The organism is Nonomuraea sp. ZG12 (genome assembly GCF_052068115.1).
Lineage (GTDB): Bacteria > Actinomycetota > Actinomycetes > Streptosporangiales > Streptosporangiaceae > Nonomuraea.
This window is the reverse complement of record NZ_JBQHCW010000074.1, coordinates 1-4,218: the sequence shown is the minus strand read 5'-3', so window position 1 is coordinate 4,218 and position 4,218 is coordinate 1. Positions and strand designations below refer to the sequence as shown.

Sequence of the window (4,218 nt, the reverse complement as noted above, 5' to 3'; positions counted from 1 at the left end):
AACAACCCGCTCAGCCCCCCGCTCCGCCAGCCAACGCACCACCCGCACACCGATCGCACCAGTACCACCCGTCACCAACGCCGTCCCCCGCGCCACCCACCCCCACCCACCGGCAGGAGCGAGATCAGGAACGGCCCGGACCAAGCGGCGGCCCAGCACTCCGGCACCCCGGATCGCTACCTGGTCCTCACCGCAGCCCGCCAGCACCCCCGCCAACCGGACATCGACCCACTCGTCCCAGACCGGCGGCAGATCGATCAGTCCACCCCACCGGTCCGGATGCTCCAGAGCGGCCACCTGCCCCAGCCCCCACACCTGAGCCTGAACCGGAGCCGTCAGCACATCGGCCGGCCCAGCGGCCACCGCACCACGCGTCAGCACCCACAACGGCGCCGCCACCCCGGCATCCCCCAACGCCTGAACCAACCCCAACGTCCCCGCCACCCCAGCAGACACCGCATCGAGCCCCGGCAGCGCCTCCTCAACCAGACCCAGCAGCGACACCACCCCCTCAAGACCCCACCCGCTTACGAGGGAAGGCGCTTCCGCGCCGGAGCGGGACACGCCTCCGGGGAAGGGCGCACCCGAGCCGGAGTAGGACACGCCTCCAGCGATGCCATCGACCGACCCCAGAGCCTCACCGATCCGGGCAGCGATCTCCGCCCGACCCAGATCACCGAGGCCCAACTCCACGAGCACCGCCCGCGCCCCTCGAGCCGCCAGCACCCGCACACACTCCTGCGCCGACCCGTCATCAGCCGGACCACAGATCACCAACCACGTCCCCGCCAACCGAACCGCAGACGGATCACTCACCGGCACCCACGACGTCCGATAACGCCACAGAGCAGTCGCCGACTCATCCCGCTCCCGCCGCCGCCACGACCGCAAACCCGGCAACACCGCACCAAGCCGCTCCACGTCATCCACAGCCAAGGTCTCCGCCAAGGCTCGAACGTCACCACCCTCGACCGCCGCCCAGAACCGCGCCTCGGCCGCCGAGCCGCGCTCGATGCTCTCCGCCGCCTGGCCGGTCGGCTGCTCTCCGCGCAGCCAGAACCTTTCGTGGGCGAATGCGTAGGTCGGCAGGTCAATCCGCCGCCCGGTCGGCAGGACGGCGGCCCAGTCGACGTCCACGCCGTGGACGTGAGCGCGGCTCAGGGCAGCCAGTACGGAACTCCGCGCGGGCGTGTCCGGGCGCTGGAGCGGGATGAACACCGGTTCGGTGCCGCCGTCGAACTCGTCGAGAGCGGCCGTGCCCATCGCCGACAGCGTCCCGTCGGGACCGATCTCGATGAACACCGAAATGTCCTGACCTGCCAGCGTGGTGACGGCGTCGGCGAACCGGACGGCCTGGCGTGCCTGCCGACCCCAGTAGCCCGCGTCCGGATCCGTGATCACGTCACCGGTGAGAGCGCCCACCCAGGTCACGGCCGGTGCCGCATGCGTCAGCCCGGCCGCCACCGCGCCGAGCTCGTCGAGCATCGGATCCATCCGAGCCGAATGGAACGCGTGGCTCACCCGCAACCGCCGCACCCGCCGGCCCAGCTCCCGCCACAGCTCCACCACCGCGTCAACGGCGGCCTCGTCGCCCGAGATCACCACCGACGACGGGCCGTTCACCGCCGCCACCGACACCCCGGACGCCTCGTCCAACATCGCGAGGATCTCCGCCTCGCCGGCTTCGATCGCCGCCATCGCGCCACCCTCGGGCAGCGCCTGCATCAACCGAGCCCGCGTACCCACCAGCCGGCACGCGTCCTCAAGACTGAGGACACCCGCCGCGTACGCCGCCGCGACCTCCCCGACCGAATGACCCGCGACCGCCTCCGGGACGATCCCGGCCGCCGCCAGCAGAGCGACCAGCCCCACCTCGACCGCGAACAACCCCGCCTGCGCGAACACCGTCTGATCGGCCCGCGCGTCGCCTTCGTCACTGCTGAGAACGACGTCCCTGATCGGCAGGCCCAGCTCCGCCTCCAGCAGCTCGCACGCCTCGTCGAACACGGCCGCGAACACCGGCGACGCCGCATACAGTTCACGGCCCATCCCGGCCCGCTGCGCCCCCTGACCGGCGAACAGGAATCCCACCCGCGGCCGGCCGCCCGGTACGACGCCGCTGACCACACCGGCCGCCGACTCGCCGGTGGCCACGGCCGCCAGGCCGGACAGCAGTTCGTCCCCGCTGACGACGGCACGGTGCTCGAACACCGACCGGGTCGTCGCCAGTGACCAGCCCACATCGACCGGATCCAGGCCCGGACGCGTGCTCAGGTGGGTGCTCAGCCGGCGCGCCTGCGCGGCCAGACCGGTGGCCGTGCGCCCGGACAACAGCCAGAGCGGCTGAGGATCGGCCAGCACCGCCGGTTCCGGAGACGGAGCGACGTCCTCGGCGTCCGTGTCAGGATCGGGGGCTTCCTCCAGGATGGTGTGGACGTTGGTGCCGCTCATCCCGAACGCCGACACGCCGGCCCGGCGGGGGCGGTCGCTCACCGGCCAGGCGACGGGCTCGTTCAGCAGCCGTACCTGACCCGACGACCAGTCGATGTGCGGCGAGGGCTCGTCCACGTGCAGGGTTCGCGGCAACTCCTGATGCCGCAGAGCCAGCACCATCTTAATGACAGCGGCCATCCCAGCCGCCGCCTGCGTGTGCCCGATGTTCGACTTCACCGAACCCAGCCACAACGGCCGCCCCTCCGGCCGATCCTGACCATACGTCGCCAGCAACGCCTGCGCCTCGATCGGGTCGCCCAGCACCGTCCCGGTGCCGTGCGCCTCCACCACATCGACATCCGCCGCCGACAGCCGAGCACTCGCCAGTGCGGAGCGGATCACTCTCTGCTGCGACGGACCGTTCGGGGCCGTCAAGCCGTTCGACGCGCCATCCTGATTCATGGCGCTGCCCCGGATCACGGCCAGGACCGGATGCCCGTTCCGCTGCGCGTCCGACAGCCGCTCCACCACCAGCACACCCGCGCCCTCGGCCATCCCCATGCCGTCCGCGCCCGCCCCGAAGGCCTTGCAGCGACCGTCATGCGCCAGCCCGAGCTGGGTGTTGAAGCCGGTGAACATCACGGGGGTGGCGGCGACAAACGCGCCGCCGGCCAGCGCCAGCGTGCACTCCCCCGACCGCAGTGCCTGCCCGGCCAGGTGCAGCGCGACGAGGGACGACGAGCAGGCGGTGTCCACCGACACCGCCGGGCCTTCCAGACCCAGCACGTACGACATCCGCCCGGACAACACACTGCTCGACGTGCCGGTCAGCAGGTGCCCCCTGTCGCCGCCCGCTTCCTGTTGCCGGTCGAGGCCGTATCCGGACCAGGAGGCCCCGACGAACACCCCGGTCGCCGACCCGCGCAGCAGTTCCGGATCGATGCCGGCCCGCTCCAGCGCCTCCCAGGAGGTTTCCAGCAGCAGCCGCTGCTGCGGGTCCATGCTGAGCGCCTCACGCGGGCTGATCCCGAAGAACGCGGGATCGAATTCGCCGGCATCGTAGAGGAACCCGCCACGAGGGGCCTGACCCGGCTCGGCCGAGGCTGAATCGTGAATGGCCGCCAGGTCCCAGCCCCGGTCGGCCGGCAGGTCCGAGACGACGTCCGCCCCGGCTGCGAGCAGCCGCCAGAACTCTTCTGGACCGCGGACCCCACCGGGGAAACGGCAGCCGATACCGACGATCGCGATCGGCTCATCCGAAGCAGTCGCGGTGACGACCACGGCATCATCCCGATCGCCCAGCAGTCGCGAGCGCAGGAAGCTGGCCAGCGTCGCCGAGGTCGGGTAGTCGAAGACCAGTGTGGCCGGCAAGGTCATCCCGGTGGCGGTGTTCAGCCGGTTGCGCAGGTCCACTGCGGTCAGCGAGTCGAAGCCGAGGTCCTTGAACGCCCGCCCAGCGGCCAGCGCCTCCGGGGAGGAGTGGCCCAAGACGACGGCGGCCTCGGTCCGGACCAGATCTGTGAGCGTCCGGATCTGGTCGGCCCGGTTCAGGCCGGTCAGCCGGGCCGTCAGCTCTGTGCCGGCGGTCGTCCGGTGCTCTTCGGCGCTGGTGGGGGTCGGGTCGCTCAGGGCTCGCCGGGCTTCGGGCAGATCACCGATCAGCGGACTGGGCCGCTGCACCGTCAGGACCGGCGCGAACCGGGACCAGTCGATGTCGGCGACCGTGACCGGCCCCTCACCATGATCCAAAGCCTGCGCCAGCACACCGATCGCCAACTCCGGATC

At 71.6% G+C, this 4,218-nt stretch carries 1 protein-coding gene; it reads right to left on the bottom strand.

The window, feature by feature from the left end:
• On the bottom strand, nt 1-4,218 hold a 4,218-nt coding region (locus ACTMTF_RS49260), incomplete at both ends, for a type I polyketide synthase (RefSeq protein WP_441117016.1).